General features: G+C 67.0%; 25 protein-coding genes. 5 read left to right on the plus strand and 20 right to left on the minus strand.

The features are described 5' to 3' along the window. Positions 1-6 precede the first annotated feature (6 nt). The 9 genes from NWE53_RS20790 to NWE53_RS20830 all read right to left on the minus strand — a co-directional run bounded on the left by NWE53_RS20790 (position 7) and on the right by NWE53_RS20830 (position 8,283). On the minus strand, positions 7-984 hold the full coding sequence (locus NWE53_RS20790) for a type II secretion system F family protein (RefSeq protein ID WP_265051252.1): 978 nt from the start codon (positions 982-984) through the stop codon (positions 7-9). A gap of 27 nt (positions 985-1,011) precedes the next feature. Beyond that, positions 1,012-2,457 carry a CpaF family protein gene (locus NWE53_RS20795; RefSeq protein WP_265051253.1) on the minus strand — a complete coding sequence of 482 codons (1,446 nt, stop codon included), beginning with the start codon at positions 2,455-2,457 and terminating at the stop codon, positions 1,012-1,014. Between the two features lie 96 nt (positions 2,458-2,553). Continuing rightward, the gene (locus tag NWE53_RS20800; protein WP_442864863.1) at positions 2,554-3,816 is read right to left on the minus strand and encodes a CpaE/TadZ family protein; all 1,263 of its coding nucleotides are present in this window, start codon (positions 3,814-3,816) and stop codon (positions 2,554-2,556) included. After that, entirely contained in the window at positions 3,816-4,580 is a 765-nt protein-coding gene (locus NWE53_RS20805) for a CpaD family pilus assembly protein (RefSeq protein WP_265051254.1), read from the minus strand. The genes NWE53_RS20800 and NWE53_RS20805 overlap by 1 nt, the downstream gene beginning before the upstream one ends. A gap of 21 nt (positions 4,581-4,601) precedes the next feature. After that, positions 4,602-6,044: a type II and III secretion system protein family protein gene (locus tag NWE53_RS20810; protein ID WP_265051255.1), complete on the minus strand. Its 1,443-nt coding sequence runs from the start codon at positions 6,042-6,044 to the stop codon at positions 4,602-4,604. After that, positions 6,041-6,820, minus strand: coding sequence for a Flp pilus assembly protein CpaB (gene cpaB / locus NWE53_RS20815; protein WP_265051256.1), 780 nt, complete (start codon positions 6,818-6,820; stop codon positions 6,041-6,043). Before cpaB ends, NWE53_RS20810 begins: the two co-directional genes overlap by 4 nt. A 124-nt stretch (positions 6,821-6,944) precedes the next feature. Beyond that, the gene (locus tag NWE53_RS20820) at positions 6,945-7,457 is read right to left on the minus strand and encodes an A24 family peptidase (protein WP_265051257.1); all 513 of its coding nucleotides are present in this window, start codon (positions 7,455-7,457) and stop codon (positions 6,945-6,947) included. Between the two features lie 168 nt (positions 7,458-7,625). Continuing rightward, positions 7,626-7,799 (minus strand): Flp family type IVb pilin, encoded by a 174-nt coding sequence (locus tag NWE53_RS20825; RefSeq protein ID WP_265051258.1) that lies wholly within the window; start codon positions 7,797-7,799, stop codon positions 7,626-7,628. Positions 7,800-8,109: 310 nt separating this feature from the next. Continuing rightward, positions 8,110-8,283, minus strand: a complete 174-nt coding sequence (locus NWE53_RS20830) for a hypothetical protein (RefSeq protein WP_265051259.1) — start codon at positions 8,281-8,283, stop codon at positions 8,110-8,112. On the opposite strand from NWE53_RS20830, the gene NWE53_RS20835 reads away from it, so the two are divergent. The 3 genes from NWE53_RS20835 to NWE53_RS20845 all read left to right on the plus strand — a co-directional run bounded on the left by NWE53_RS20835 (position 8,282) and on the right by NWE53_RS20845 (position 10,206). Continuing rightward, positions 8,282-8,725: a pilus assembly protein N-terminal domain-containing protein gene (locus tag NWE53_RS20835; protein WP_265054970.1), complete on the plus strand. Its 444-nt coding sequence runs from the start codon at positions 8,282-8,284 to the stop codon at positions 8,723-8,725. The genes NWE53_RS20830 and NWE53_RS20835 overlap by 2 nt on opposite strands. Positions 8,726-8,971: 246 nt before the next feature. After that, positions 8,972-9,586, plus strand: a complete 615-nt coding sequence (locus tag NWE53_RS20840) for a TadE/TadG family type IV pilus assembly protein (protein WP_265054971.1) — start codon at positions 8,972-8,974, stop codon at positions 9,584-9,586. A gap of 74 nt (positions 9,587-9,660) precedes the next feature. Further along, positions 9,661-10,206, plus strand: coding sequence for a TadE/TadG family type IV pilus assembly protein (locus NWE53_RS20845; RefSeq protein WP_265051260.1), 546 nt, complete (start codon positions 9,661-9,663; stop codon positions 10,204-10,206). Between the two features lie 49 nt (positions 10,207-10,255). Here NWE53_RS20845 and NWE53_RS20850 read toward each other — a convergent pair whose 3' ends face one another. Further along, on the minus strand, positions 10,256-10,750 hold the full coding sequence (locus NWE53_RS20850) for a retropepsin-like aspartic protease family protein (protein WP_265051261.1): 495 nt from the start codon (positions 10,748-10,750) through the stop codon (positions 10,256-10,258). Between the two features lie 220 nt (positions 10,751-10,970). Then, entirely contained in the window at positions 10,971-11,867 is an 897-nt protein-coding gene (locus tag NWE53_RS20855; RefSeq protein ID WP_265051262.1) for a 2-dehydro-3-deoxygalactonokinase, read from the minus strand. A gap of 130 nt (positions 11,868-11,997) precedes the next feature. Between NWE53_RS20855 and NWE53_RS20860 the strand changes: the two genes are divergently transcribed. After that, positions 11,998-12,882, plus strand: coding sequence for an aldose epimerase family protein (locus tag NWE53_RS20860; RefSeq protein WP_265051263.1), 885 nt, complete (start codon positions 11,998-12,000; stop codon positions 12,880-12,882). Between the two features lie 15 nt (positions 12,883-12,897). Here the strand turns inward: NWE53_RS20860 and NWE53_RS20865 are convergent, their stop codons facing one another. The 6 genes from NWE53_RS20865 to trpA all read right to left on the minus strand — a co-directional run bounded on the left by NWE53_RS20865 (position 12,898) and on the right by trpA (position 18,273). Then, positions 12,898-13,602, minus strand: a complete 705-nt coding sequence (locus tag NWE53_RS20865; protein ID WP_265051264.1) for a L,D-transpeptidase — start codon at positions 13,600-13,602, stop codon at positions 12,898-12,900. Between the two features lie 132 nt (positions 13,603-13,734). Further along, positions 13,735-14,577, minus strand: coding sequence for an aldo/keto reductase (locus NWE53_RS20870; RefSeq protein ID WP_265051265.1), 843 nt, complete (start codon positions 14,575-14,577; stop codon positions 13,735-13,737). 18 nt (positions 14,578-14,595) lie between these two features. Then, positions 14,596-15,018: a hypothetical protein gene (locus NWE53_RS20875; protein ID WP_265051266.1), complete on the minus strand. Its 423-nt coding sequence runs from the start codon at positions 15,016-15,018 to the stop codon at positions 14,596-14,598. Positions 15,019-15,059: 41 nt separating this feature from the next. Continuing rightward, positions 15,060-16,382, minus strand: coding sequence for a bifunctional folylpolyglutamate synthase/dihydrofolate synthase (locus NWE53_RS20880; protein WP_265051267.1), 1,323 nt, complete (start codon positions 16,380-16,382; stop codon positions 15,060-15,062). 29 nt (positions 16,383-16,411) lie between these two features. After that, on the minus strand, positions 16,412-17,311 hold the full coding sequence (gene accD, locus NWE53_RS20885) for an acetyl-CoA carboxylase, carboxyltransferase subunit beta (RefSeq protein ID WP_265051268.1): 900 nt from the start codon (positions 17,309-17,311) through the stop codon (positions 16,412-16,414). Between the two features lie 116 nt (positions 17,312-17,427). Further along, positions 17,428-18,273 (minus strand): tryptophan synthase subunit alpha, encoded by an 846-nt coding sequence (gene trpA, locus NWE53_RS20890; protein ID WP_265051269.1) that lies wholly within the window; start codon positions 18,271-18,273, stop codon positions 17,428-17,430. Between the two features lie 78 nt (positions 18,274-18,351). Here trpA and hrpB point away from each other — a divergent pair, with 78 nt between their 5' ends. Continuing rightward, positions 18,352-20,847 (plus strand): ATP-dependent helicase HrpB, encoded by a 2,496-nt coding sequence (hrpB, locus tag NWE53_RS20895; RefSeq protein WP_265051270.1) that lies wholly within the window; start codon positions 18,352-18,354, stop codon positions 20,845-20,847. A 124-nt stretch (positions 20,848-20,971) separates the two neighbouring features. Here hrpB and NWE53_RS20900 read toward each other — a convergent pair whose 3' ends face one another. The 3 genes from NWE53_RS20900 to aroA form a co-directional block, all read right to left on the minus strand. Further along, positions 20,972-21,778 carry a DUF1194 domain-containing protein gene (locus NWE53_RS20900; RefSeq protein WP_265051271.1) on the minus strand — a complete coding sequence of 269 codons (807 nt, stop codon included), beginning with the start codon at positions 21,776-21,778 and terminating at the stop codon, positions 20,972-20,974. Positions 21,779-21,894: 116 nt separating this feature from the next. Further along, positions 21,895-22,548 carry a (d)CMP kinase gene (gene cmk / locus NWE53_RS20905; protein ID WP_265051272.1) on the minus strand — a complete coding sequence of 218 codons (654 nt, stop codon included), beginning with the start codon at positions 22,546-22,548 and terminating at the stop codon, positions 21,895-21,897. Then, positions 22,545-23,888, minus strand: coding sequence for a 3-phosphoshikimate 1-carboxyvinyltransferase (aroA, locus tag NWE53_RS20910; RefSeq protein ID WP_265051273.1), 1,344 nt, complete (start codon positions 23,886-23,888; stop codon positions 22,545-22,547). Before aroA ends, cmk begins: the two co-directional genes overlap by 4 nt. Positions 23,889-24,058 lie beyond the last annotated feature (170 nt).

Genomic DNA, 24,058 nt, shown 5'->3' on the forward strand with positions numbered 1-24,058 from the left:
CGCACCTCAGATCTCGAAATTGATCATCTTGCGCATGATCAGGACCCCGATCATCATCCAGATGCCGCAGCAGACGAGGGCGAGCTTGCCCGCCTGGGTGAGCCACAGCAGCTCGATGTATCTCGGGGTGGACAGGTAGACGAGGACAGCGACGCTCGGGGGCAGGGCGGCGATGATGCCGGCGGATGCCTTGGCTTCCATCGAAACGGCCTGGATCTTGTCGCGCATCTTGCGCCGCTCGCGCAGCACGCGCGAGAGGTTCGCCAGCGTCTCGGACAGGTTGCCGCCGGTCTTCTGCTGGATTGCGACGACGATTGCGAAGAAGCTAGCTTCCGCGCAGGGCATCCGCTCGGGGAGCTTTGCGACGGCCTCGGGGAGCGGCAGGCCGAGCGTCTGGGTCTCGATGATCTGCCTGAATTCGCCCTTGACGGGGTCGCTCGCTTCGGAAGCGATGATGCGCAAGCAGTCATTGACGGGAAGGCCCGCCTTGATGCCGCGCACGATCACATCGAGCGCGTTTGGAAACTCGATGCCGAACCGCTTCAGGCGCCTGGTCTTGCTATGCTTCAAGAACCAGGCCGGGAGCCCCAGCGCCCCGATGAAGAGACCTGCGCCGCCGAGAATCGCATTGCCGCTCAGTACCCACAGAACCAGCCCGGTAACGACCGCGGTCGCCGCGCTGACCACGTAGTATTTCTGACGGGTCCAGTTTAAGCCCGCCTGGCCGATGCGTTGTTCGAGCGTCAGCTTGTGGCGCGCGCTCTCGCGGCTCTCGATGTCCTTGAGACTCTGCGCGACTTGCCCGCGCTTCGCCCTGGCCTGCGCCTCCCGGTCGATGCTGCGTATCGTGCTTGGACCGGCGAAGTCCTTGCGCCGTTTCTCGGCCCGGTTTTCGCCGCTCAGCATAGGATAGAGCAGGGCATAGGCGACGCCGCCAACGGCGAGCATGGCCAATGCGGCGACAGCGAGCGTGCTCGAGTTCATGTGCGGGCTCCCGACAAGGGCCTCCGTTCAGGCTGCATGACCTTCGCCGACCTGTTCCATCTGATCGAGGGCGGCCGCGAGGCGTTGCTCCTCGCCGAAATAGCGTGCTCGTTCCCAGAAGCGCGGCCGGCCGATGCCGGTCGAGCGGTGGCGACCCATCAGCTTGCCGGAGGCGTCCTCGCCGAGCACGTCGTAGACCATGAGATCCTGCGTCGTGATCACATCGCCTTCCATGCCCATCACCTCGGTGATGTGCGTGATGCGGCGCGAGCCATCGCGCATGCGCTGCGCCTGGATGATCACGTCGATCGAGGAGCAGACCATCTCGCGCAAAGTCTTCGACGGCAGCGAGAAGCCGCCCATCGTGATCATGGACTCGATACGGCTGAGGCACTCGCGCGGCGTATTGGCATGCAGCGTGCCCATCGAGCCGTCATGGCCGGTGTTCATGGCCTGGAGCAGGTCGAAGGCTTCCGGTCCGCGCACCTCGCCGACGATGATACGCTCGGGCCGCATGCGCAGGCAGTTCTTGACGAGGTCGCGCATCGTCACTGCACCGGTGCCCTCCAGGTTGGGCGGGCGCGTCTCGAGACGCACCACATGCGGCTGCTGCAGCTGGAGTTCGGCGGCGTCTTCGCAAGTGATGACGCGCTCGTCATGGTCGATGTAGTTGGTCAGGCAGTTCAGCAGTGTGGTCTTGCCGGAGCCCGTACCGCCGGAGATCACGATGTTGCAGCGGACGCGGCCGATGATCTTCAGGATCTCCGCGCCGGCCGGCGAGATCGCCCCGAACTTGGTGATCTGGTCGAGCGTCAGCTTGTCCTTCCTGAATTTGCGGATCGTCAGGGCGGGCCCGTCGATGGCGAGCGGCGGCGCGATCACGTTGACGCGCGAGCCGTCGGCGAGGCGCGCGTCGCAGATCGGCGAGCTTTCATCGACGCGCCGCCCGACCTGGCTGACGATGCGCTGGCAGATGTTCATCAGCTGCGCATTGTCGCGGAAGCGGATGTTGGTGAGTTGGATCTTGCCGCCCGTCTCGATGAAGGTCCTGCCCGCGCCGTTGACCATGATATCGGCGATGTCGTCGCGCGCCAGCAAGGGTTCGAGCGGACCGTAACCGAGGACGTCGTTGCAGATGTCGTCGAGCAGTTCCTCCTGCTCGGCGATCGAAAGCACGACGTTCTTCAGCGAGATGATCTCGTTGATGATGTCGCGGATTTCCTCCCGCGCCGATTCGGAGTCGAGCTTCGCGAGCTGCGACAGATCGATGGCCTCGATCAGCGCCCCGAAGATCATGCTCTTCATCTGATAGTATTCTTCGGACCGCGTCGGCGCCTCGACCGGCGCGGCCTTGCGTTCCTCGGCGCCGGGCTGGATTTGTTCCAGCTTGCGCGGCGCCGGTTGCAGAGCCGCAGGGCTCTTCGCGCTCAGGGACGGCGCGACGGTCGCGCCCGCGGATCGCTTCCCGAACATCTCAGCACACTCCCGCACGCGCCGCTTCGGCGCGCGCATGCTCGACTGCCTGGCCTGATCTCCCGGCTGGCTTTCCGTCTGGCCGGTCCACCGTCATCAAGAGGCCTTGCGGCGTTTCAGCTTCGAGACGAGCGGCTCGAACAGGCTGCGCCGGCTGCGCTTGGCTTCGCCGCGGCCGGTCAGCGCGCTTGCGATCTGCGTGAAAGCTTCGCTCGCCTTGCTGCCCGCCTGGACCTCGGCGATCATCTGGCCGTTGTTGGCGGCCGTGCCGAAGAGCTGCGCGTCGAAGGGGATCGTGCAGAGAACGTCGATGCCGAGTGCCTTGGCGAACTCGCTGGCATTGATCTCCGGCCGCTTGGGCACGCCGACCTTGTTCAGCACGAGACGGGCGACCGCATCGTTGGGCCGGGTGGCGCGGGACAGATCGACGATGTTCTTGGCGTTGCGCAGGGATGCGAGCTCTGGCTCGGCCACCACCACGATCTCGTCGGCGCTGATGAGAGTCCGCTTGACCCAGCTGCTCCACTGGTGCGGCACGTCGAGGACGATGCAGGGGACGCTGGCGCGCAGCAGCTCCAGCAACTGCTCCAGGGCGTCTTCGTCAAGATCGATGGTCCGGTCGAGGACCGCCGGCGCCGCGAGGAGGGCGAGATTGTCGCTGCAGCGCGACAGGAGCCTGTCGAGCAGGTTGGCGTCGAGGCGCTCGGGCGCGAACACCGCTTCCGCGATCCCCTGGGGCGGATCTTGATTGAAGTTGAGACCGGCCGTGCCCCAGGCGATGTCGAGATCGACGACCACCGTGGAGGCATCGAGATTGCGCGCGATCGCCCAAGACATGTTGTGTGCGATGGTCGAGGAGCCGACACCGCCCTTGGCGCCGACCACCGCGATGACCCGGCCGAGATTGCGCGCTTCCGGCGTGATATAGAGCTCTGAGAGCGTGCGCAGCAGATCGAGCGTCCCAAGCGGTGCGATCAGGTATTCGCTGATGCCGCGGCGCAGCAGGTCGCGATAGAGCTGCACGTCGTTGACATGGCCGATCACCACGACCTTCGTGCCGGGATCGCAGCTTTCCGACAGCATATCGAGATGCGCGATCAGGGTCGCCGGGTCTGACACGGTCTCGACCACGATGACGTTCGGCGTCGGTGCCGTTCGGAAGGTCTCGACGGCTGCGGCTGGTCCGCCCATCTGGATGCGGGCATGGGTCTTGTCCATGCGCCGGTCGGCGACCGCCGCCTGCATCGTCGCGGCGACGGCCGGTGTCTCGCAAAAGGCCTGCAGCGTGATGCGCGGCAGCGGCGCGATGGTCTCTTCGTTCGCCTCGGGCGCCGGTGTTTCGTTCGTCATGGGCTGCATTAGCTGCCGCCTCCCACCGTCGCATTGATCTGTGGTGTCTGCTGGCGATACTGCGTCGAGGGATCCTTGCCTTCGCGAACCTTGGCGATGGCACCCATACGCTTGACGATGTCGGGGCGGCCTTCGTCGCGAGCCCTGACCAGGTCGATTGGATCCGCGACCTGGGCCGCCAGCGTGGCCTGAGAAGAACAGCCGAGGTTCCAGTATGGCTCGTTGGATGCCGAGAACTTGAAGTCGGAGCTGCCGAGATCGGTCGGCCACTGCCCGCACTGGTGCGGCACGACGGCCTGGAGCGACGCGAAGCTGAGGCGGATCGGCGACGCGAGGCCTGGATCCTGGATTGGATAGCTGCGAACGCTCAGAGCATTCGGCGATACGCCATTGCGGGCCAAGGTCGCGCGGATACCGCTGAGCGTGTCATGCGTCGCCCCCTCGCGGCGCGAGCCCTTTGGAACCTCCGCGACGAGGCCGCCCTTTCCGGACCTCCGGTATTCCCGGGCGAAACCCGCGACATCCTCGGCCTGACGGCTGTCGAGCGAGCCCCCTGCGCGGCCGACGAAGACGTCGAGCGAGCGGGGCGCATCGCGCAGCACGATCGGATGTCGTTCCCGGGTATCCACTGGCGCAATGGAAGGCGGATCTGCCTGCGCGCCCTTGCCGGCGCATCCGCCGGCGAGCGCACCGAAAGCCAATGCAAAGGCCAGAAGGCGCGGGGCGATGGCTCTCTCCTGGAAGGGAACCGTCATGGTCGGGCGATCCATCATGATGCTATCCATTCGGTTCGCTTAGTCGGCAATGAAGCCGACGCGGCCCTTGTACGCCTGTGGGATCGGGCCGCCGCCGCTGCCGTAGAGCTTGTTGAGGCGTCCGAGCAGGATGGCCTGGGCATCGTGGGATTCCACGAAGCCGTCATCGGGGCGCTGGACCTCGTTCGGCTGCATCGGCTTGGCGATGTAGGGAGTGGCCGTGATCATCAGCTCGGTTTCCTCGCGCTGATAGTCGCGCGAGCGGAACAGCACCCCGATGATCGGCAGGTTCATGAGCCCAGGTAGGCCGTTGAGCGATGACTTGGAGACGCGCTGGATCAGGCCTGCGGTGGCCAGCGTGCCACCGGATGGCAATTCAACGGTCGTGTCGGATTTGCGCACGCGGAACGCCGGGACAGTGACGGTGGGCTGGCCGGCTCCGCCCTGGAGCACGATCTGGTTCTCGAAGTCGAGCTCGGTGACCTCGGTCGCGATGCGCATGCTGATCTTGTTGGCCGAGAGCACGATCGGCGTGAAGTTGAGGGCGACGCCGATCGGCTTGTATTGGACGCCAAGCGTGCAGACGGCCTTGGCCGGGTCACAGGTATAGCCGGTCGGAACAGGGACTTCGCCACCTGCCGTGAACTTGGCGCTCTCGCCGGAGATCGCGGTGACGTTTGGTTCGGCCAGGACGCGGGCGAGGCCCGCCCGCTCGAGGGCTCGCAGGGTGAAGTTCTGCGAATTGCCGATGCCGGCTCCGATCGCCGTGGCGGATAGCGCCTGAGGAGACAGCGAAAAGGGGTTGTCGATGCTCGGCGTGATCGAGAACTTGCCCAGCTTCCACTCGCCGGTCGAGTTGATGCCGAGCTGCTTGATCGCCTTGCGCGAGACCTCGGACACCGTCACCTTGACCATGACCTGGTCGCGGTCGCGGATCGTCAGCGAGTTGATGACGGCGCCCTTGGAGGCGTTCTTGTCGGAGACTCCGACGAAGGCATTGGCGATGTCGACGGCCTGCGTCGCTTCGGACGCGTTGGGCACGGTCCCGACCAGTAGGATCGAGTCGCCTGCGGGCTTGATCTCGATCTGCGAATTCGGCAGCGCGGTGCGTAGCGTCTGGCGCAGGACATTGAGGTCCCGCCCGACATTGATCTCGAGGGCGGTGATCTGGCGGCCGTCGCCGTCCATCACGAACATCGAGGTCGCCCCGTCGGCGATGCCGATGATGAAAAGCTTGCGTGCGGTCCGGACCACCGCATTTGCGACCTTCGGGTTCGCGACGAACACTTCCTTGGCGTCTCGTGGCAGTTCGACGATCAGAGAACGGCCGATCGAAAGGTCGAGCTTGCGTGAAATCGCGTGCTCGCTCGCGCCGACATTGAGCACCGGAGCGGCATCTCTGCCGGTCGACTGTGCGTTGGCGCTGCCGGCCAGCAGAACGAGCGCGAGAGCCGTCGCGAGGCGAAGAGAGCATCTGGTCATGGCTTCACGCTCTTCGAGGTGACACCGTAGCGCACCAGGGTCATGGAATTGTCGGCCGAGGCTGGCGGTGCCGGTTCATTCGCGTCCTTCAGGCTGCGCAGCGCCAGCGAGAGCGTCCCGGTCTTCTGCGCCTGGATCAGGATCTCGACCTGCCCGGGATCGACCTCGAGCGTCGCGGTCTCGCCGACCACGACCTTCTCGCCGTTGCGCTCCTGCACGTTCTGGCCGATCGCCAGAGTCCTGATGTTGCGCAAGATGGTTTCGCTGACCTGGGCTTCGCCGCGACCGGAGGTGGATTCGCCGCGCCAGGTGGAGACAACGTCGACGCGATCGTTGGGAAGGATGAAACCGCCTGCGGTACTGGCGCCGCGGCTATCGGTGCTGATGGCCACCGCGCGCATTCCGGACGGCAACACGGCCGAAAGGAAGCCTGTCCCGTCGGTCCTGATCAGCTTCTCGCGCCGGATTGGCTCGGCACCGAGAATGGCGTAGCGCGCCAACTGGCCGATGATCTCCTTCTCGGCTTCGGGCGCTTCATCCTTGCGGATGATTCCGTTCGGCACGCTGGCCAGCGGCCAGTTCAGCCAGCGCAGATCGTTGGCCGCTACTGTGTTGCCGATCGGGATGTCGGTTGCCGCGACGAGCACGGGCACGGTTGGCGCCTGCTCGACCTTGGCCACCGGCGCCGGAGCCTGCGACGGCTGCTGCACGAGGAGAGCGGCGCCCAGGCCCGCGGCCAGTGCGATCACGAGAATGATGATGCGTGCGGGACTCATCGGCGTCCGATCCTCAGCCAGGCGGAGCCGGCTCATGTCCTGAATCGTCGTCGTGAAACGTCAACTTATGGTTAATCGGACGTATATTTTTTGATGAGGTATGACGTAAGGTCGCCGTATGCCGTCAGACGCCGACTGCGGCGCGCCAGATTGCGGTCTCCGGCAGGATGAGCAAGGCGGTGAAGGCGAGAGCGATGCCGTAGGGAACGCCCTCCTTCGGCGCGTGCAGGCGCTGTGCCCAGCCCCAGTTGGCAGCCATCGAAGGAAGAGGATGCGAGCGCAAATGCAAGATCAGCATCGTCAGCAATCCGCCGGCGAAGCTGGAAAAGACGAGATACGGCATCAACTCGTCGAAGCCGAACCACAGGGCAGTCGCTGCCGCGAGCTTGGCATCGCCCCCGCCGATCCAGCCCGCGGCGAATAGGCCGAAGGCGCCGACGAGCACCAGCATGCCGGCTGCCAGATGCCAGGCGATGTCGTTGAGGCTGAGGCCCAGCAGCGCGGCGCAAAGCGCGAAGGAAATGACCAGGGAGAGGCAAAGCCGGTTCGAGATCGTCATCGAGACGAGATCGCTCGCTGCGGCATAGGCCATGGCGAAAGGAAACACACCAAGCATAATAATCAGTGGGAGTGACATGGGCTGGTCCGATCCGAGCGAGGGTGTGACAGTCGCACGCAGGCCTCACCAAAGCCTTACGAAAACGGCGGGAATGGTCGGAGAAGTGTAAAAACGGCAGAACGCCCCGGCCATGCCGGGGCGTTCTCGGATGCGCTCGGCAACCCTGAGGGCCGCCTGTGAGAATCCTCAGGACTTCTTGATGAGGCCGCTTTCGACTTCCTGGAACCGCGCCTTCAGATTGCTGCCGATGGTCGTCCAGGTAGCGATACAAACGACGGCGATCAGGGCGGCGATCAGGCCGTACTCGATGGCGGTGGCGCCGGACTCGTCCTTGACGAAGCGAGCGAAAAGATTGGTCATGCTGAAACTCCTTACACCACGGTTTGACGGCTGCCTTCGCTCTGAAGCGGCTTCGGTCAGCGACAGGAACGACATTAGCCCGCCCCTCTTGCCGATCAGTTAAAGTGATCAAAGAATTGGGCGCTTTGAGATGATGTTTTCGCCGTGGTTAACGCCCAATTTAAAGGACGAATAGAAAGGGATTCATGCAATAAGCAAGAATTAATCTAGGTTTTTGTCGGTAAATAAGATATTTAACCGATACTGCATTCACGTTTTAGTTTGATATCAATGATCGCTCAACGAGATTTTTGGAAGGCATTCCGCTTCGTTAGGCGGAGAAAAGATCGATGAAGTCGCTGTCGTCATCGTTTTTAAGACTTGGTTCATCATTTTGCGCTTGTCTGGTGACATCGCAGAGCTTGAGGCCCGCCATGTCGACCAACCACACGCCGGAAAGGTGCCGTCGTTCCGCGCCTTGGCTGGTCGCCATGATGTTCGTCATGGCCTGCTCGACCAGCGGTCCGGCGACGGCTGCGCCGCAGGAGAGCCAGGCCGAAAGCGTGATGGTCCTGGTTGATCATGCCAAGGTCGTGCGCTTGCCCGAGAAGGCGCAGACGGTCATCGTCGGCAATCCGGCCATCGCGGACGTGGCCGTGCAGCGCAATGGTGTCATGGTGGTCACCGGCAAGAGCTTCGGCGTGACCAACCTGATCGCATTGGACGGAACGGGCACGCTTCTGGCCGAGTCGCTGGTTCGCGTCGGCGCGGCGTCCGAGGCGGTGCTGACGGTGCAGCGGGGCATGGAGCGCGAGAGCTATTCCTGCACGCCCGTATGCCAGCCTGCTGCGCAGCTTGGTGACGCCCAGAAGTATTTCGGCGAAGTTGGAGGCCAGGCGTCGGCCCGCAACGCTCAGGCAACCGGCAATGGTGCCGCGCCCAAATAGTTGGCGTTAGCCCAACGCCAAGTGCAAGTAGTTCGTCGGAAAGCCTGGCCGTTCGATCGCGGCCGATCCTATTAGGTGTTGACGCGCGCGTAGGCGCGGGCGTGCTCGGAAGTGCTCAAGGTAAATAAAATCTTTGCCTTGCAGGCGGTGGCAGCGAAACACCCCTAACCGATCGGCAATTGTTTTGGCTTAGATATCAGCTGGTCGGAGCGACAGGCTCGGCGAGGCCAGCGAATGTTTGATCCTATGGCACCAGCGGAGCAGACCGGCACAACAGCCGGGCGGAAGGGCCGCGGCCGGCGTTCCATCATCAGGCGCTTCCAGCGTTCCGAGAACGGGGCGACGGCGATCGAGTTCGGCTTCGTTGCGTTGCCCTTCTTCATGCTGACGTGGGCTATCATCGAGACGGGGCTGATGTTCTGGACCAATCAGGTCCTGGAGGAATCGCTGTCGCAGGCGTCGCGCGCGCTGTTGACCGGCGAGTCGCGCAGCCGCTACTCGTCCAGCACTGCCTCAGTCAATGCAGCCGCATTCCGCGACGACGTCTGTGCGCGGGCGCCGATGAAACTCATCGACTGCACCAAGCTGGCTATTGATGTCAGCACCTATAGCGACTTCTCGGGGGCGAGTTCCGGTACGGCCAGCAGCAATCCTCTTGCGGGCGGCAATCTCGATACGAGCAGCTTCTCTTACCGCCAGCCCGACACCGGTCAGATCGTCGTCGTGCGGGCGGTGCTCGACTACAAGCTGCTTCTCACGAGCTGGGCGTCGAAGGATCTCGCCAACATAGGCGGCGCGGGTTCCGGTCGGCGCGGCCTCGTTGCAAGCATGACCTTCCGGGCGGAGCCGTTCGTCCCATGACGCGATCCGGAGCGAAGATGAAACTCAAGAGCGTCTTCAGCCCGTGGCGCCGTTTCCGCGACGCCTCTGACGGCGTGGCGGCCATCGAGGCCGCGATCGTGCTTCCCGTGATTGCGATCGCTTATATCGGATTGGTCAACCTCTCACAGATGGTCATGATCAATCGCAAGGTCACCCAGCTGACTTCATCTCTGAGCGATCTTACGGCGCGCCTCCAGACGATTCCGACGGCGGAAATCACCAACATCTTCAAAGCGTCTGAAACGGTCCTGCTTCCCTACGACGCCAGTAAGGTCAAGATGATCATCGCCAGTATCGTCATCGATGCCAACCGCATCGGCAAGGTCTGCTGGTCGAGCAGCTATCCGGAGGGTACCGCCGCGCCCAAGCGCGGCGACACCGTGACCGTGCCCGAAAGTGCGCGGATCGCCAACACCTCCGTCATCATGGCGCGAGCGAGCTACGAATTCACGCCGTTGATCGGCGAGGGCCTTTTCAGCAAGATCACGCTCGGCGATAATCCGATCTATACTAGGCCGCGCAACGGCAAGGCCGATGGCGATAACAGCATCGAGCAGATCGTGCGCGCCGACGTGAAGGGTTGCCCCAAGTTCACCTGAGCGGGGCGAGACACGTTCGGGACCCGTTGCCGGCCTCGGCGGCCGCCTTTCAACCCCGCAGCACCATCCGCCCCGTCTGGACCTCGTAGCCCTGCAGCTTGCTGAGGAAGGAGTTGCCCAGCAGGCTCATCGAGAGGGCCCGCTCGGGCAGCACGACGGCGTCGACATTGCGCACGACGATGTCACCGAGCCGGATTTCGCGCAGCACCGTGCGATAGCCCGTGACGGTGCCGTTTGCCGTGCTCAGCATCATCTTGCGCGCATTGGCGTCCGACTTGATGCCCAGCGCCTGGGCATCGGCCGCGGTCAGCGCGACGATGCTGGCACCTGTGTCAACCATCATCTTGATCCGGTAGTTCTCGACGCTGGGATGGACGATGTAGTGCCCGCGATAATCGGCGGATACGGCAAGCGTCACGGGCTGGCGCGGCCCGGGGATGGGCCTTTCCGCTGAGGCGACGGCCACCACCGGCGCTGCGCCTTCACTGCGTTGCGCGAGCCATTGCGTATAACCGAGCGAGCCGACAATGGCGAAGCCGGCCATGCCCAGGGCCCATATCGAGGGATGCGATGTCACGGCCTTCCCCAGCCTGATCCAGTCCGTCATCATCGGGCCGGTCCCCTGACGAAGGGTGAAGAGGGTCTCCGCGATTGTCTGCAACGGCGGCGCGCCCGGCGCCGATCGCGCGCAGGCTTAATCCACGCTTACCGGCATGTCGTTCTGCCAGCCCGTGTCGCTGCAGCGGCAGGGCAGGCGACGGCGATTACCCGGTGAGTACGTCTGCGAGACGCCTGATGCCGGCGACGAAGGCGTCCTCGGGCGTGGTCAGCCTGACGGTAAGGCCTGCCGCTTCCAGCGCGGCGCCATAGCTCTCGGCCAACGCACCGTCGGCGACGAGGTGGATCTCTTCCCGCCGCCCGAACAGCGACTGCGCTCCCAAGATCTCCTGCCCGACCAGCAGCGCCGAGAGATAGGGACCGACCTCGCCGCCGCGCATCCGGCCGGCAAGGACCTCGGTGCGGGCGGCGAAGGCCGTGTTGAGCAGGCCGCCGGCACGTTGTGCGCCTGCCCGGCCGCGTGTCGCTCCGTTTGAAGCATCCTCACCCGACGGTTCTTCCGCGAGGCGGCCCAGGATCGAGCCGTTGCGCAGCAGCCCGTAGACCTCTCCGGTCATGAAGCTGGCGAAGCGGACGATTCGCCCGTCCCTGATTTCGGCCCATTTCGAATGCGTCCCGGGCAGGCAGGCGATGCCGTTCTCCAGGCCGAGCCCGACGATCAGTGTCTCCTCGCCGCGCATCACGTCGAAGGCGCCCTCGTCGCAGCTCAGGCCCGGCAGGATGGTGGCCGTGGTGTGATCGTCGAGCGCCGCGCGGATCGAAGCTGCCGCGATCTCGTCAGGAGAGGCCGGGCAGGCGACATAGGGCGCCTCGATCCAGCCATTGCGGCTGCCGACCATGCCGGCGAGCACGATGGCCGCATCGGGCGCGGCGCGCCGGAAATCGCCAGCCAGCGTCTCGAATGCGGCGGGATAGCCGCCAGCCGGCACGGACTGGATGCCCTGATCGGCGATGCGCCGCTGCAGCACCGCGCCCGTTTCCGAGATCAGGAAGGCGCGCGCGCGGGTCGTACCCCAGTCGAGCGCGATCAAAGGTTTGGGCATGGCAGACTCCGGCAATGGCGCGCGACTGTCACTGCCGTACCGGACATGGTCAAGGCGCGCCGGCTTGTGCCCGCCCTGCAATCGCGGCAACGCTGCGGTTCGACGGGAACGAACGAATCGGACGAGCGCGATGCTGCAACTGCAAGCCGGCGGCCTGGAAGCCGTGGTCATACCGGAGATCGGGGGCATCGTCTCGCGGCTCGTCTGGACCGGCCCGGATGGGCGCCGGCATGATGTGCTGCATCCGCCGGCTGATCGGACGGCCTCGACCGCTTCTCCGAACTTCTTCGGCAGCTGGGCGATGCTGCCCTTCGCCAACCGGGCCTTCGGAAGCGTGGTGGACGACGGCGAAACCCGTTTTCAGGTTCCCGCCAACGATCCGTCAGGCACCATCCATGGCTTCGGCTGGCAGGCCGCCTGGGAGGTTCTGCGGTATGACCGCGGTCATACCGTCATCGAGCATCGGCGCATCGACGGTCCCGACCGCTATCGCTACCGTGCCCGGCAGGAAGTCATACTGGACGAAGCCGGTATGACCATTCGCCTGTCGATCACGAACGAGGCCGAGACGGCGCTACCGTTCGGGATCGGCCATCATCCCTGGTTTCCGTGCGCGGCCGATACGCGCCTGACCATGCGGGCAGCCGGCGCGCTGGTCTTCGGCGAAGCCTTTCGGGCGATCGGGCAGGAAGCTTTCACCCAGGGCGGCCCTTACGCCGATGCGCGGCCGTTCCGCTCCGATACGGTGACGGCCTGGAGCTTTTTCGACTGGGACGGCAGCGCTCGGATCGAGACGCCCTCGACCGGCCTCGCCATCACGCTGACGGCGAGCGACAGCCTGAACTGCCCGGTGGTCTGGTCGCCACCCGGGGCCGACTTCCTCTGCGTCGAGCCGCAGAGCCACGCCATCGGCGCGCCGAGCGAGCCGGCCGCGCGGGCGGCCGCGCCGCTGAAGCGGCTGGCGCCCGGTGAGACGCTGGAAGGCTGGCTCAGGATCGCGCCGGAAGCGATCTAGCGTCTGACGTCGATCTCAGCGCCAGCCATAGCCATAGCCGCTCGGGTAATAGGGCTGGTAGCCATAGGCATTAGCCGGCAGCGCGGGCCGCAGCAGGATCTGGCCGCGCGCCGCTTCCCAGCCATTGGACCGCCCTTGCTGGGCGATCGTGCTGTCCTGATGCCGCGGCTTGGCCTTGGCGATCTGTGCCTTGGTGCCGCTGCTGTTCGCGATCTTGTGCTTGGTCGGTGCTGTGTTGGCAAACCTGGCCTTCGAGCCGCCGGACGCCTTGGCGAAGCGCGAGAGATTGTCGGTCGCGGCCCCGTTCAGCGCGATCCGGGTCTGGCCGGCGCCATGCTTCTTCACCAGCGCAAACAGCTTGGCGGCATTGGCGGGGTGCAGGCGGATGCAGCCATGAGAGGCCGGGCGTCCGAGCGCGTCGACGGCCGTCGTGCCATGTATCGCGTAGCCGCCGCGGAAGAACACCGCATAAGGCATCGCGCCGCCATATTTGCGCGAGTACCAGTTCTTTTCGAGCCGGGTCGGGCGGTACTGTCCGTTCGGCGAGCGGAACCCCTTGCGGCCGGAGGAGATCTTCCATTCGTAGATTTCGCCGTCGGTGGTGGCGACCGTCATCCGCTGTGCGGCGATGTCCACTCTCACATCGACGCCGGCTTGCGCCTTGGCGGCGCCGAAGACGGACATGAACAAAACGGCCAGGATGCCGAGAACACGACGCATCGCCCAAACTCCGAAGACGCAACTGTTGAGCGGGCGTTGGTGAGGCTCTGACGGCCGTCGCCCTTGACTCTAGGAAAGCGCGGGCGCCGCGGCCTGTAAAGCGCGAAGGTGGATCGTGGTTTCCAGCGCAGATCAAATCATCGGCAACGCATGGGGCTTGCGGCCGAGCGGGAAGGCGGCGTCGATCCGCGCGATCTCAGTTTCCGAGAGGGCAAGGTGCAGCGCACCGGCATTATCCTCGACATGGCCGACCTTGCCCGCTTTCGGGATCGCGAAGAGGCTCGCACGCCGCGTCAGGAAGGCGAGCGCGACCTGCCGGGGCGTCGCGCCATGCGCCGCGGCGATCTCGGCCAAGGCCTTGCCCTGCGCGCTGCCGGGGGCCGGAAAGTCGTCGTGCCCGAAGGGGCTGTAGGCGGTGACGGCGATGCCGTTGCGCTCGCACCACGGGATCACCGCATGCTCTATGGCCCGCTCGCGCAGATGGTAGAGCACCTGGTTGCAGGCGATCCTGCCTTTGCCGGCAGCCGCCAGCGCCTCGTCGAGATCGTCCTCGTCGAAATTGCTGACGCCCCAGGACAGGATCTTGCCCTCCTGCTTCAGCGCCTCGAAGGCGGCGAAGGTCTCGGCCAGCGGATGTGGCCCGCGCCAGTGCAGCAGGTAGCAGTCGAGCCGGTCGGTCCTCAGATGCTTCAGCGAGCGCTCGCAGGCGGCGCGAGCGCTCTGCCGCGAGGCGTTGTGCGGCAGTACCTTCGAGACGAGGAAGACCTCGTCGCGTCGCCCAGTGATGGCTTCGCCGATCAGCGCCTCGGAGCGGCCGTCGCCATACATCTCGGCAGTGTCGATATGGCCAAGTCCGAGATCGAGCCCGCGCCGGAACGCGGCAATGGCCTCGCGCCGGTCGCCCTGCTCGCTGTACCAGCTGCCCTGGCCGATCGCGGATACGGCCGGCCCGCCGGCTCCGAAGTTGCGTTGCATGCCGCTCTCCCCGTCGTCTCAGTCGACCTCGACCTTGAACTGCGCATGCCGGATCTCGCCGTCGCTGTAGCGCACACGCACTCCGAAGCGGTCCGGTCCACGATAGTTCCGGCGTGACGTGTATTCGAAGGCGAGCGAGGGGCCGATCTTGCCGTCGCAGTGCTGATGGTCGCCGGGCCCGTATTCGGCCTTGGCGTTCCGCTTGGCCATGCGCACCTTGCCGTGCCGGGGCGGCTCGGTCAGGACGGCCGTGGGCGGCTTCACCGGCCGGCAGCTTGTGTCCATCGTCATATAGGTCTGCTGCAGGAAAGTCGGCTTGCCGGCCGCGACGCGCTCGGCGCCTTCGGCTGCCGGCGGGGCTGGATCACCGGAGGTGACGCAGCCGCCGAGCATTCCGCACATCAGCGTCGCGGCGAGAACGGTCAGTCCGGGAACTGGCATGGCTTTCCCCGCCTCCATGATCGTATTCCGCCGGCCGCTGTTCAGGTCGGCGGCGTGCCGTTGGCCGAGAGCACCTCGCCGGCGAGATAAAGCGAGCCGCAGATCAGGATGCGCGGCGGCGCCGGCCAGTCGCGGCCCGCGATCGTCCGCAGCGCCTGCTCGACCGAGCCTGAAACCTCCGCAGCAAGACCGGCATTGCGGGCCGCTTCGGCCACCTCTTCCGCCGGGCGTGCGGCCAGCGAGTTCTGGATCGGCACGGCATAGAGCGCCTGCGCCAGCCCCTTGAAATGGCCGAGCGTCGCGGCGGCGTCCTTGGTCGAGAGCAGGCCCGCGATCATCACCAAAGGCGCAGGGTTGCGGTCGGCGAGATCGGCCATGGCCTGGGCCAGCACGCGTCCGCCATCCGGGTTGTGGCCGCCATCGAGCCAGAGTTCGGCCCGCTCGGGCATGATCCCGACGAGGTGCCCGCGAGCCAGCCGCTGCAGCCGCGCCGGCCAGTCGGCGTTGCGCATGCCCTCCTCGAAGGCGCGCGCCGGCAGGCCGCCATAGCCGGCCGCCCGCAGCGCCGCGATCGCGGTGCCGGCATTGATGTGCTGATGGCGCCCGGCCAGGCGCGGCAGCGGGAGGTCGAGCAGTCCGTCGCCATCCTCGTAGACCAGCCGCCCGCCGGCCTCGTGGACGTTGAAATCCTGCGCGCCGATCAAGATTTTCGAGGCGCCGACGCGCTCGGCCGTGGCTTCGAGCACCGCCGTCGGCTCCGGCTCCTGCGGGGCGATCACCGCCGGCGCGCCCCGCTTGAAGATGCCGGCCTTCTCGGCCGCGATCTTGGTCACGGTGTCGCCGAGATACTCGGCATGGTCGAGCGAGACCGGCGTCACCACGGTGCAGGCGGGATGGGCGATGACATTGGTCGCGTCGAAGCGGCCGCCGAGCCCGACTTCGAGCAGCACGACATCCGCTTCATGCTCTGAAAACAGCAGCACGGCCGCCGCAGCCGTGATCTCGAAGAAGGTGATGGCATCGCCGGCATTGATGCGCTCGCAGCGCTCCAACGCTTCGACCAGCACCGCCTCGTCGACGAAACGGCCGCCGCCGGGCGCGCCGATGCGGATGCGCTCGTGGAAACGCACCAGATGCGGCGAGGTGTAGACATGGACGCGCAGGCCCGCCGCCTCGAGGATCGCCCGCATGAAGGCGATGGTCGAGCCCTTGCCGTTGGTGCCGGCGACGTGGATCACCGGCGGCAGGCGCTTATGCGGGTCGCCGAGCCGCTCCAGCAGGGTCAGGATGCGGCCGAGCGAGAGGTCGATCAGCTTGGGGTGCAGCGCCATGAAGCGCGCAAGCAGCGTGTCGGAAGACCCCATGATGTGACGGCCCCCAGCCGCAAACGACCTCAGACCGCCTCGACCACCGGGCGTGCGGCCACCGCGACTTCTTCCTTCACAGGTGGCTGCTTGGTCAGCAGGCGGCCGAGCCGGGCCAAGGTCTCGGGGATCTCGCGGCGGTGGACGACCATGTCGACCATGCCGTGGTCCTTGAGATATTCGGAGCGCTGGAAGCCTTCCGGCAGCTTCTCGCGGATCGTCTGCTCGATCACGCGCGGGCCGGCGAAGCCGATCAGCGCGCCGGGCTCGGCGATGTGGATGTCGCCCAGCATGGCGTAGGAGGCGGTGACGCCGCCGGTCGTCGGATTGGTCAGCACGACGAAATAGGGCAGGCCGGCCGCGCGCAGGCGCCGCACCGCCACCGTCGTGCGCGGCAGCTGCATCAGCGAGAGGATGCCCTCCTGCATGCGCGCGCCGCCCGACGCCGCGAAGACGACATAAGGCGTCTTCTTCTCGAGCGCGGTCTCGGCGCCCTTGACGAAGGCCTCGCCGGCGGCCATGCCGAGCGAGCCGCCCATGAAGTGGAAGTCCTGCGCCGCCAGCGTCATCGGCAGGCCCTTGACCCGGCCGTAGCCGATCTTGAAGGCATCCTGTGCGCCGGTCTTGGCGCGGGCGTCCTTCAGCCGGTCGACATAGCGCTTCTCGTCGCGGAACTTGAGCGGATCGACCGGCACCTCCGGCAGGGCGACGTCGAGCCACTTGCCGTCGTCGAAGGTCAGGCGCAGCCGCTCCGGCGCGGTGACGCGCATATGGTGCTCGGAGCCGGGGATGACGTAGCCATTGGCCTCGACATCCTTGTGGAAGACCATCTGCCCGGAATCCGGGCACTTGATCCAGAGGTTCTCGGGGCTCTCGCGCTTGAACAGCGTCTTGATGCGCGGGCGGACGACTTCGGAAATCCAGTTCATCGGACGATTCCCTGATGGGCTTGCGGCGGGGGCTTTCTAGGCCTTGGCGCCGTCACGCCTGAAATAGGTCGGGCCTGCCGAAGGGCAAGCGACGCGACCCTTGAATGAAACCGGCCTCAGGCCGCCTTGGCCGCAGAGCGGATGCCCTGCGCGAGTTCGCTGACCAGCGAGGTGACAGCCGAAACCGTCTTTTCCGTGGCCTTGCCCTCGCTGTCGAGCGAAAGCCGGACGCGCTCGACCAGCGCAGAGCCGACGACGACGCCGTCTGCGCCCTTGGCGATGGTGGCCGCGTCGGCGGCCGTCTTGACGCCGAAGCCGACGGCGACCGGCAGGTCGGTGTGGCGCTTGATCCGAGCGACCGCGCTGCCGACCGCGCCGTAATCGGCGATGGCACCGCCGGTCACGCCGGTCACCGAGACGTAGTAGACGAAGCCGGAGGTGTTCTGCAGCACCTTGGGCAGGCGCTTGTCGTCGGTCGTGGGCGTGGCCAGCCGGATGAAGCTGACGCCGGCCTTCAGCGCCGGCAGGCAGAGCTCCTCGTCCTCTTCCGGCGGCAGGTCGACGACGATCAGGCCGTCGATGCCGACCCGGCGCGCGTCGGTGAGGAAGGCTTCGACGCCATAGGCGTAGATCGGGTTGTAATAGCCCATCAGCACGATCGGCGTGTCATGGCCGGCCTTGCGGAAGGTCTCGACCATGGCGAGCGTCTTGCGCAGCGTCTGGCCGGCTTTGAGCGCGCGCTGTCCGGCAAGCTGGACAGGAATGCCGTCCGCCATCGGGTCGGTGAAGGGCACGCCGAGTTCGATCAGGTCGGCACCGGCTCCGGGCAGGGCCGCGAGGATCGCGCTTCCCGTCTCGAAATCGGGATCGCCGGCGGTGACGAAGGTCACCAGCGCCGCCCGGCCCTCGCGGGCGCAGGCCTGGAAGCGGTTCTGGATGCGGGTCTGGCCAGTCTCTGTCATGCGCCAGCGGTTAGCATGATGAGCGCGGGCTGGCGAGTGGCTTGCGTGAGGCTCGCGCCTGCGCCACATCGGCCGGGCATGCGCGCCTTTGACACCGCCTTACCCATCGATGCCGTCCTCGGGGACCTCTCGGTCGCCCTGCGGGCGCGGCCGAACGCCGTGCTGGTCGCTCCGCCCGGCGCCGGCAAGACCACGCGCGTGCCGCTCGCCCTGCTCGACGAGCCCTGGACGAAGGACGGCAAGCTGATCGTGCTGGAACCGCGGCGGCTGGCGGCGCGCGGAGCGGCGAACCGGATGGCGCAGACGCTGGGCGAGCGCGTCGGCGATACCGTCGGCCTGCGTGTCCGGCTCGGCTCGAAGATCGGGCCGAAGACGCGCATCGAGGTCGTCACCGAGGGCGTCTTCGCCCGGATGATCCTCGACGATCCGGCGCTGGACGGCGTCGCGGCCGTGCTGTTCGACGAGTTCCACGAGCGCTCGCTCGATGCCGATTTCGGGCTGGCGCTGGCGCTCGATGCGCAGGGCGGCCTGCGCGAGGATTTGCGCATCCTCGTCATGTCCGCGACGCTCGACGGCGCGCGCGTCGCGAAACTTCTCGGCGATGCCCCGGTGATCGAAAGCGAGGGCCGCGCCTACCCCATCGAGACGCGCTATCGCGGCCGCGACCCGCTGAGGCGCATCGAGGATCAGGTCGTCGATACGATCCTGCTTGCGCTGAACGAGCAGCCTGGCTCGCAGCTCGTCTTCCTGCCGGGGCAGGGCGAGATTCGCCGCGTCGAGGAGCGCCTTCGCGAAAGGCTGCGCGATCCCGCCGTGGAGATCGCTCCGCTTTACGGCGCGCTCGACCAGCGCGATCAGGACCGTGCCGTGCTGCCAGCGCCAGCCGGCCGGCGCAAGATCGTGCTGGCCACGGCCATCGCCGAGACCTCGCTTACGATCGAGGGCGTGCGGGTGGTGATCGATTCCGGCCTCGCTCGCGTGCCCGTCTACGAGCCCGATATCGGCGTCACCCGCCTGGAGACGCGCCGCGCCAGCCGTGCCGCCGCCGATCAGCGCCGTGGCCGTGCGGGCCGCACCGAGCCCGGTGTCTGCTACCGGCTCTGGGAGGAAGCGGCGACCGGCGCGCTCGAAGCCTTCGCCCGGCCCGAGATTCTCTCGGCCGATCTGAGCCCGCTCCTGCTCGATTGCGCCGCCTGGGGCCTCAGTGATCCCACAGCGCTCGCCTTCCTCGATCCGCCGCCCGCGCCTGCCCTCAAGGAAGCCCGCGCCCTGCTGGCCAGCATCGGCGCGCTCGATGCGGATGGCCGCATCACGCCGGATGGGCGGGCCCTGCAGTCACTGCCGCTGCCGCCCCGGCTCGCCCGCATGGTCGTGGCTGCCGCCCGCTTCGGGCAGGCCAGTGCCGCGGCCGATCTTGCCGCCGTGCTGGTGGAGCGCGGGCTCGGCGGGGATGCCATCGATCTCGCCGAGCGGCTGGAGCGGTTCAGTCGCGAGCGTGGCGGCCGGGCCGGCGACATGCGCCGTCTCGCCGAAGGCTGGGCCCGCACGGCGGAGCGGAATGCCTCGTGCTCGGCTGGCGAGCCGCTCTCGCCCGGCCTCCTGCTCGCCTTCGCCTATCCGGACCGCATCGCGAAGGCCCGCTCGCCCGGCTCCGGGCAGTATCTGCTCGCCAATGGCCGTGGCGCGGCGCTGGAAGCCTCGCAGCGGCTGGCGCGCGAGCCCTACATCGTCGTTGCGGAGATGACGGGGGCCGCCCAGCAGGCGCGCATCATGGCCGCGGCCGCGATCTCCGAGGCCGAGATCGCAGCCCTCGTCGCCCATGGCCTCGCACCCTTCGCCATCGCGGAGCGAGAGGAGGCGAATTTCGACAGGACAGCGCGCGCATTGCGCGTTCGGGCGGTGCGCCGCTACGGCGTTTTTGCCTTGTCGGAGCGCCCGCTGTCGGTCGCGGATACGCCCGAGAATGCCGAGGCGTTGGCGAAGGGCGTCGCTGCGCTCGGCATCGAGCTCCTGCCCTGGACGAAGGCGCAGAACCAGCTGCGCGAGCGCGTTGCTTTTCTGCGCAAGGCCGAGCCCGAGGAGGGCTGGCCCGATCTCTCCGACCTGGGGTTGTCACAGGAGCCTGAGATCTGGCTGGCGCCTCATATCGCCGGCCGTGCCTCACTGGCGGCGATCCAGCCCGGCGATCTCGATTCAGCACTCGCGACCCTGCTGCCTTGGGAGATGAAGCGCCGGCTCGACGCGGAGGCGCCGACCCATTTCACCGCTCCGACCGGCTCGTCGCTTGCCGTCGACTATGCCGCCGAGGCGGGGCCGACCATTTCGGTGCGGGTGCAGGAACTCTACGGACTCGCGATTCATCCTGCCTTGGCCGGAGGGCGCGTGCCGCTGGTGCTGGAGCTGCTCTCTCCGGCGCATCGGCCGATCCAGGTCACGCGTGATCTGCCGGGCTTCTGGCGCGGATCCTGGTTGGCGGTGAAATCCGAGATGAAGGGCCGTTATCCCCGCCATCTCTGGCCCGACGACCCCGCGGCTGCGCTGCCGACGACGCGGGCCAAGCCAAGGGGAACGTGACACCCAGCGTCATTCTCGGGCGGAGCGAAGCGTAGACCCGAGAATCTCAGGCAGGACGCGGCTCTGGCGCCTCCGATTGACGAGATGCTCGGGTCAAGCCCGAGCATGACGGTTGCTGCCGGCCTCAATTCCCCATCCGGTCGCGCCATTGCCGCTCGCCTGCGAGGCAGGTGGCGATGTTGCCGGATTGCGCCTTGTGGATGGTCGCGCCCGCCGGCGCCTCGGCGATCTCGCGCAGCAGCTTGGTCTTCGTCGCCTCGACGAACTGGCTCTTCTCGCGGATCGGAATGACGAAGGCCCCGATGCCGGTGATGACGCAGTCGCTGTAGTAGACGTCGAGGTTGTCGATGTCGAAATAGCCGGCTTGCTTCAGCATCACCGGCAGGCCGTTGATGGCGATGCCCTTGGCCCCGGCCTCGTCGCGCGCCGTGGTGACCGGGCGCCCGTCATTATTGGCGCCGTCGCCGGAGATGTCGATCACGCGCCGCATCGCCGTCACGTTCGACTGTTCGAGCAATTGCACGCCCAGATCGATCGCGCCCGAGATCGAGGTGCGCCGCCCGCGCCGCGTCGGCGCCTCGCCGAGCTCCTCCGCAAACGCCATCGCCGCTGCCGGTCCGTCGATCACCTTCCACGGCCGAACGACGTACTGGAAACCGGTGCCCGCCCATTCGAAATAGGTCACGGCGATCTTGCCGATCGCGCCCTTGTTGATGGCGTCATGCAGCTGCTTCGAACGGAAGGCTTCGATATAGCCGTTGCGCTGCAGGGCGAGCTCGTCGAGATCCATCGAATAGGAGACGTCGACCGCCAGCACGAGCGCGACGTCGACCTCCTCCAGCGGCGGTCCCGCCGTCTGGGCTCGAGGCAGGGCGGGGTGCCAGAGCGCCGCCGCTGCCAGACATGAGAGACCGTACAGCCAGCGCCGCATCGCCACCTCCGTCGTCCTGTCGCGAATCGGAGTGTGCGCCCGGTCGATGCGATCGCCAAGGTGGAAAACCGGCTGATCGCGCCCGTTTCGATAGCAAATGCGCGAGGAAGGGGCTTTCAGGCGGCCCGGCGGCCGTCGACGACGTCGATGGCGGCGGCAACGGCCTCCTCGACCGTCAGCGCCGAGGTGTCGAGCGTAATGGCGTCTTCCGCCGCCTTGAGCGGCGCGTCGCTGCGGCCGGAATCCCGCGCGTCGCGCCGGCGGATATCGGCGAGGATGCCGTCGAAGGTCACGGCCTCGCCACGCCCGATGAGTTCCTTGTGCCGGCGCGCGGCACGCACCTCCGGCGTCGCGGTGACGAAGAGCTTGGCGCGGGCGTCGGGGCAGATCACCGTACCGATGTCGCGTCCGTCCAGCACGGCGCCGCCGGCCCGGGCGGCGAAGCGCCGCTGCCGCGCCAGCAATCCCGCGCGCACGGCCGGCATCGCCGCGACCACGGAGGCCGCCTCGCCGATCTCGCGGCCGCGCAGCCGGTCCTCGGGAAAGGCCGTCTCGTCGAAGCTGTTGACGATCTCGCCGGCCGCCGCGGCATCGCGTATGTCGTGGCCGGCATCGAGCATGGCGCGGGCCACCATCCGGTAGAGCAGGCCGGTGTCGAGATAGGGCAGGCCGTAATGGGCCGCGAGGCGCCGCGCCAGCGTGCCCTTGCCGGAGGCGGCGGGGCCGTCGACGGCGATGACGAGCCGGCCGCGCGCCGCCGCCGCGCTCATCCGATCCGGCCTCCGAGCTGGTTCATCAGCGGGATGAAGCTCGGGAAGCTCGTGGCGATCATCAGGCCGTCATCGACCACGACCGGCTGCTGCGTCGCCAGGCCCATGACGAGGAAGCTCATCGCGATGCGGTGATCGAGATGGGTCGCGATTGGCCCGCCGCCGCGAACCGGCCCGCCGCCCGAGCCCTCGACGATCAGGTCGTCGCCCTCGATGGCGCAGATCACGCCGGCGGCCTTCAGCCCGGCCTCGACCGCGGCGAGGCGATCGGATTCCTTGACGCGCAGTTCCTGCAAGCCGCGCATCCGCGTCGTGCCGGTGGCGAACGAGGCCGCGACGGCCAGCACCGGATATTCGTCGATCATCGCAGGCGCGCGCTCTGGCGGCACCGTCACGCCCTTGAGGCTCGAAGCCCGCACGCGCAGATCGGCGACGGTCTCGCCGCCCTCATTGGCCTCGCGCTCGATGGTGATGTCGGCGCCCATCTCGAGCAAGGTCGTGAGCAGGCCCGAGCGCAGCGGGTTGGTCATCACGCTCTCGATCAGGATGTCGGAGCCGGGCACGATCAGTCCCGCCACCAGCGGGAAGGCTGCCGAGGAGGGGTCTGCTGGCACCACGATCGGCGCGGCCTGCAATTCGGGCTGGCCCTTCAGCACGATCCGCCGGCCATGCGCGCCTTCCGGCGTCACGGTGATTTCGGCTCCGAAATGAGCCAGCATCTTCTCGGTATGGTCGCGCGTCGCTTCCGCCTCGATCACCGTCGTCTCGCCGGGCGCGGCGAGGGCGGCCAGCAGCACCGCTGACTTGATCTGCGCCGAGGCGACCGGCGGGCGATAGACGATCGGGATGGCCTCCTTCGGGCCGCGCAGGGTGAGCGGCACGCGCCCGCCCTCCTGCTGCGAAACGACGACCGTGCCCATCTGCTCGAGCGGATCAAGGATGCGCCGCATCGGCCGCTTGCGCAGGGAGGCATCGCCATCGAAGGTCGTGGTGATCGGATGCGAGCCGCAGACGCCCATCATCAGACGCGAGCCCGTGCCGGCATTGCCGAAATCCAGAATCGAATCAGGCTCGCGCAGCCCGCCGACGCCAACGCCCTGCACGCGCCAGGCGCCCGGCCCGTCATGGTGGACGATCGCGCCGAGCGCCCGCGCCGCCGCAGCGGTGCGCATCACGTCCTCGCCCTCGAGCAGGCCGGTGACCCTGGTCTCGCCGATCGCCAGCAGTCCGAAGATCATCGCCCGATGCGAGATCGACTTGTCGCCGGGCACGCGGGCGCGGCCCTTGAGCGGGCCGGCGGCGCTGGCGGTGACGGGGACGGGTTCATGGTCGTGGGACACGGGATCGGGGTCTCTCGCTCGAGCCAAACGAAGTGCGCGCCCGCCCTAGCACGCTCGCGCGAGCCGCGCCAATGCGCGGTCATGACGCTGCCATGCGAGGGGGGCGAAACAGCCCCGCTCTTGCGCGCAGCCGTCGCATGGCTCAAATCAACATTTGACAGCGCCGCCCG

The organism is Bosea sp. NBC_00550, assembly GCF_026020075.1.
Classification (GTDB): domain Bacteria; phylum Pseudomonadota; class Alphaproteobacteria; order Rhizobiales; family Beijerinckiaceae; genus Allobosea.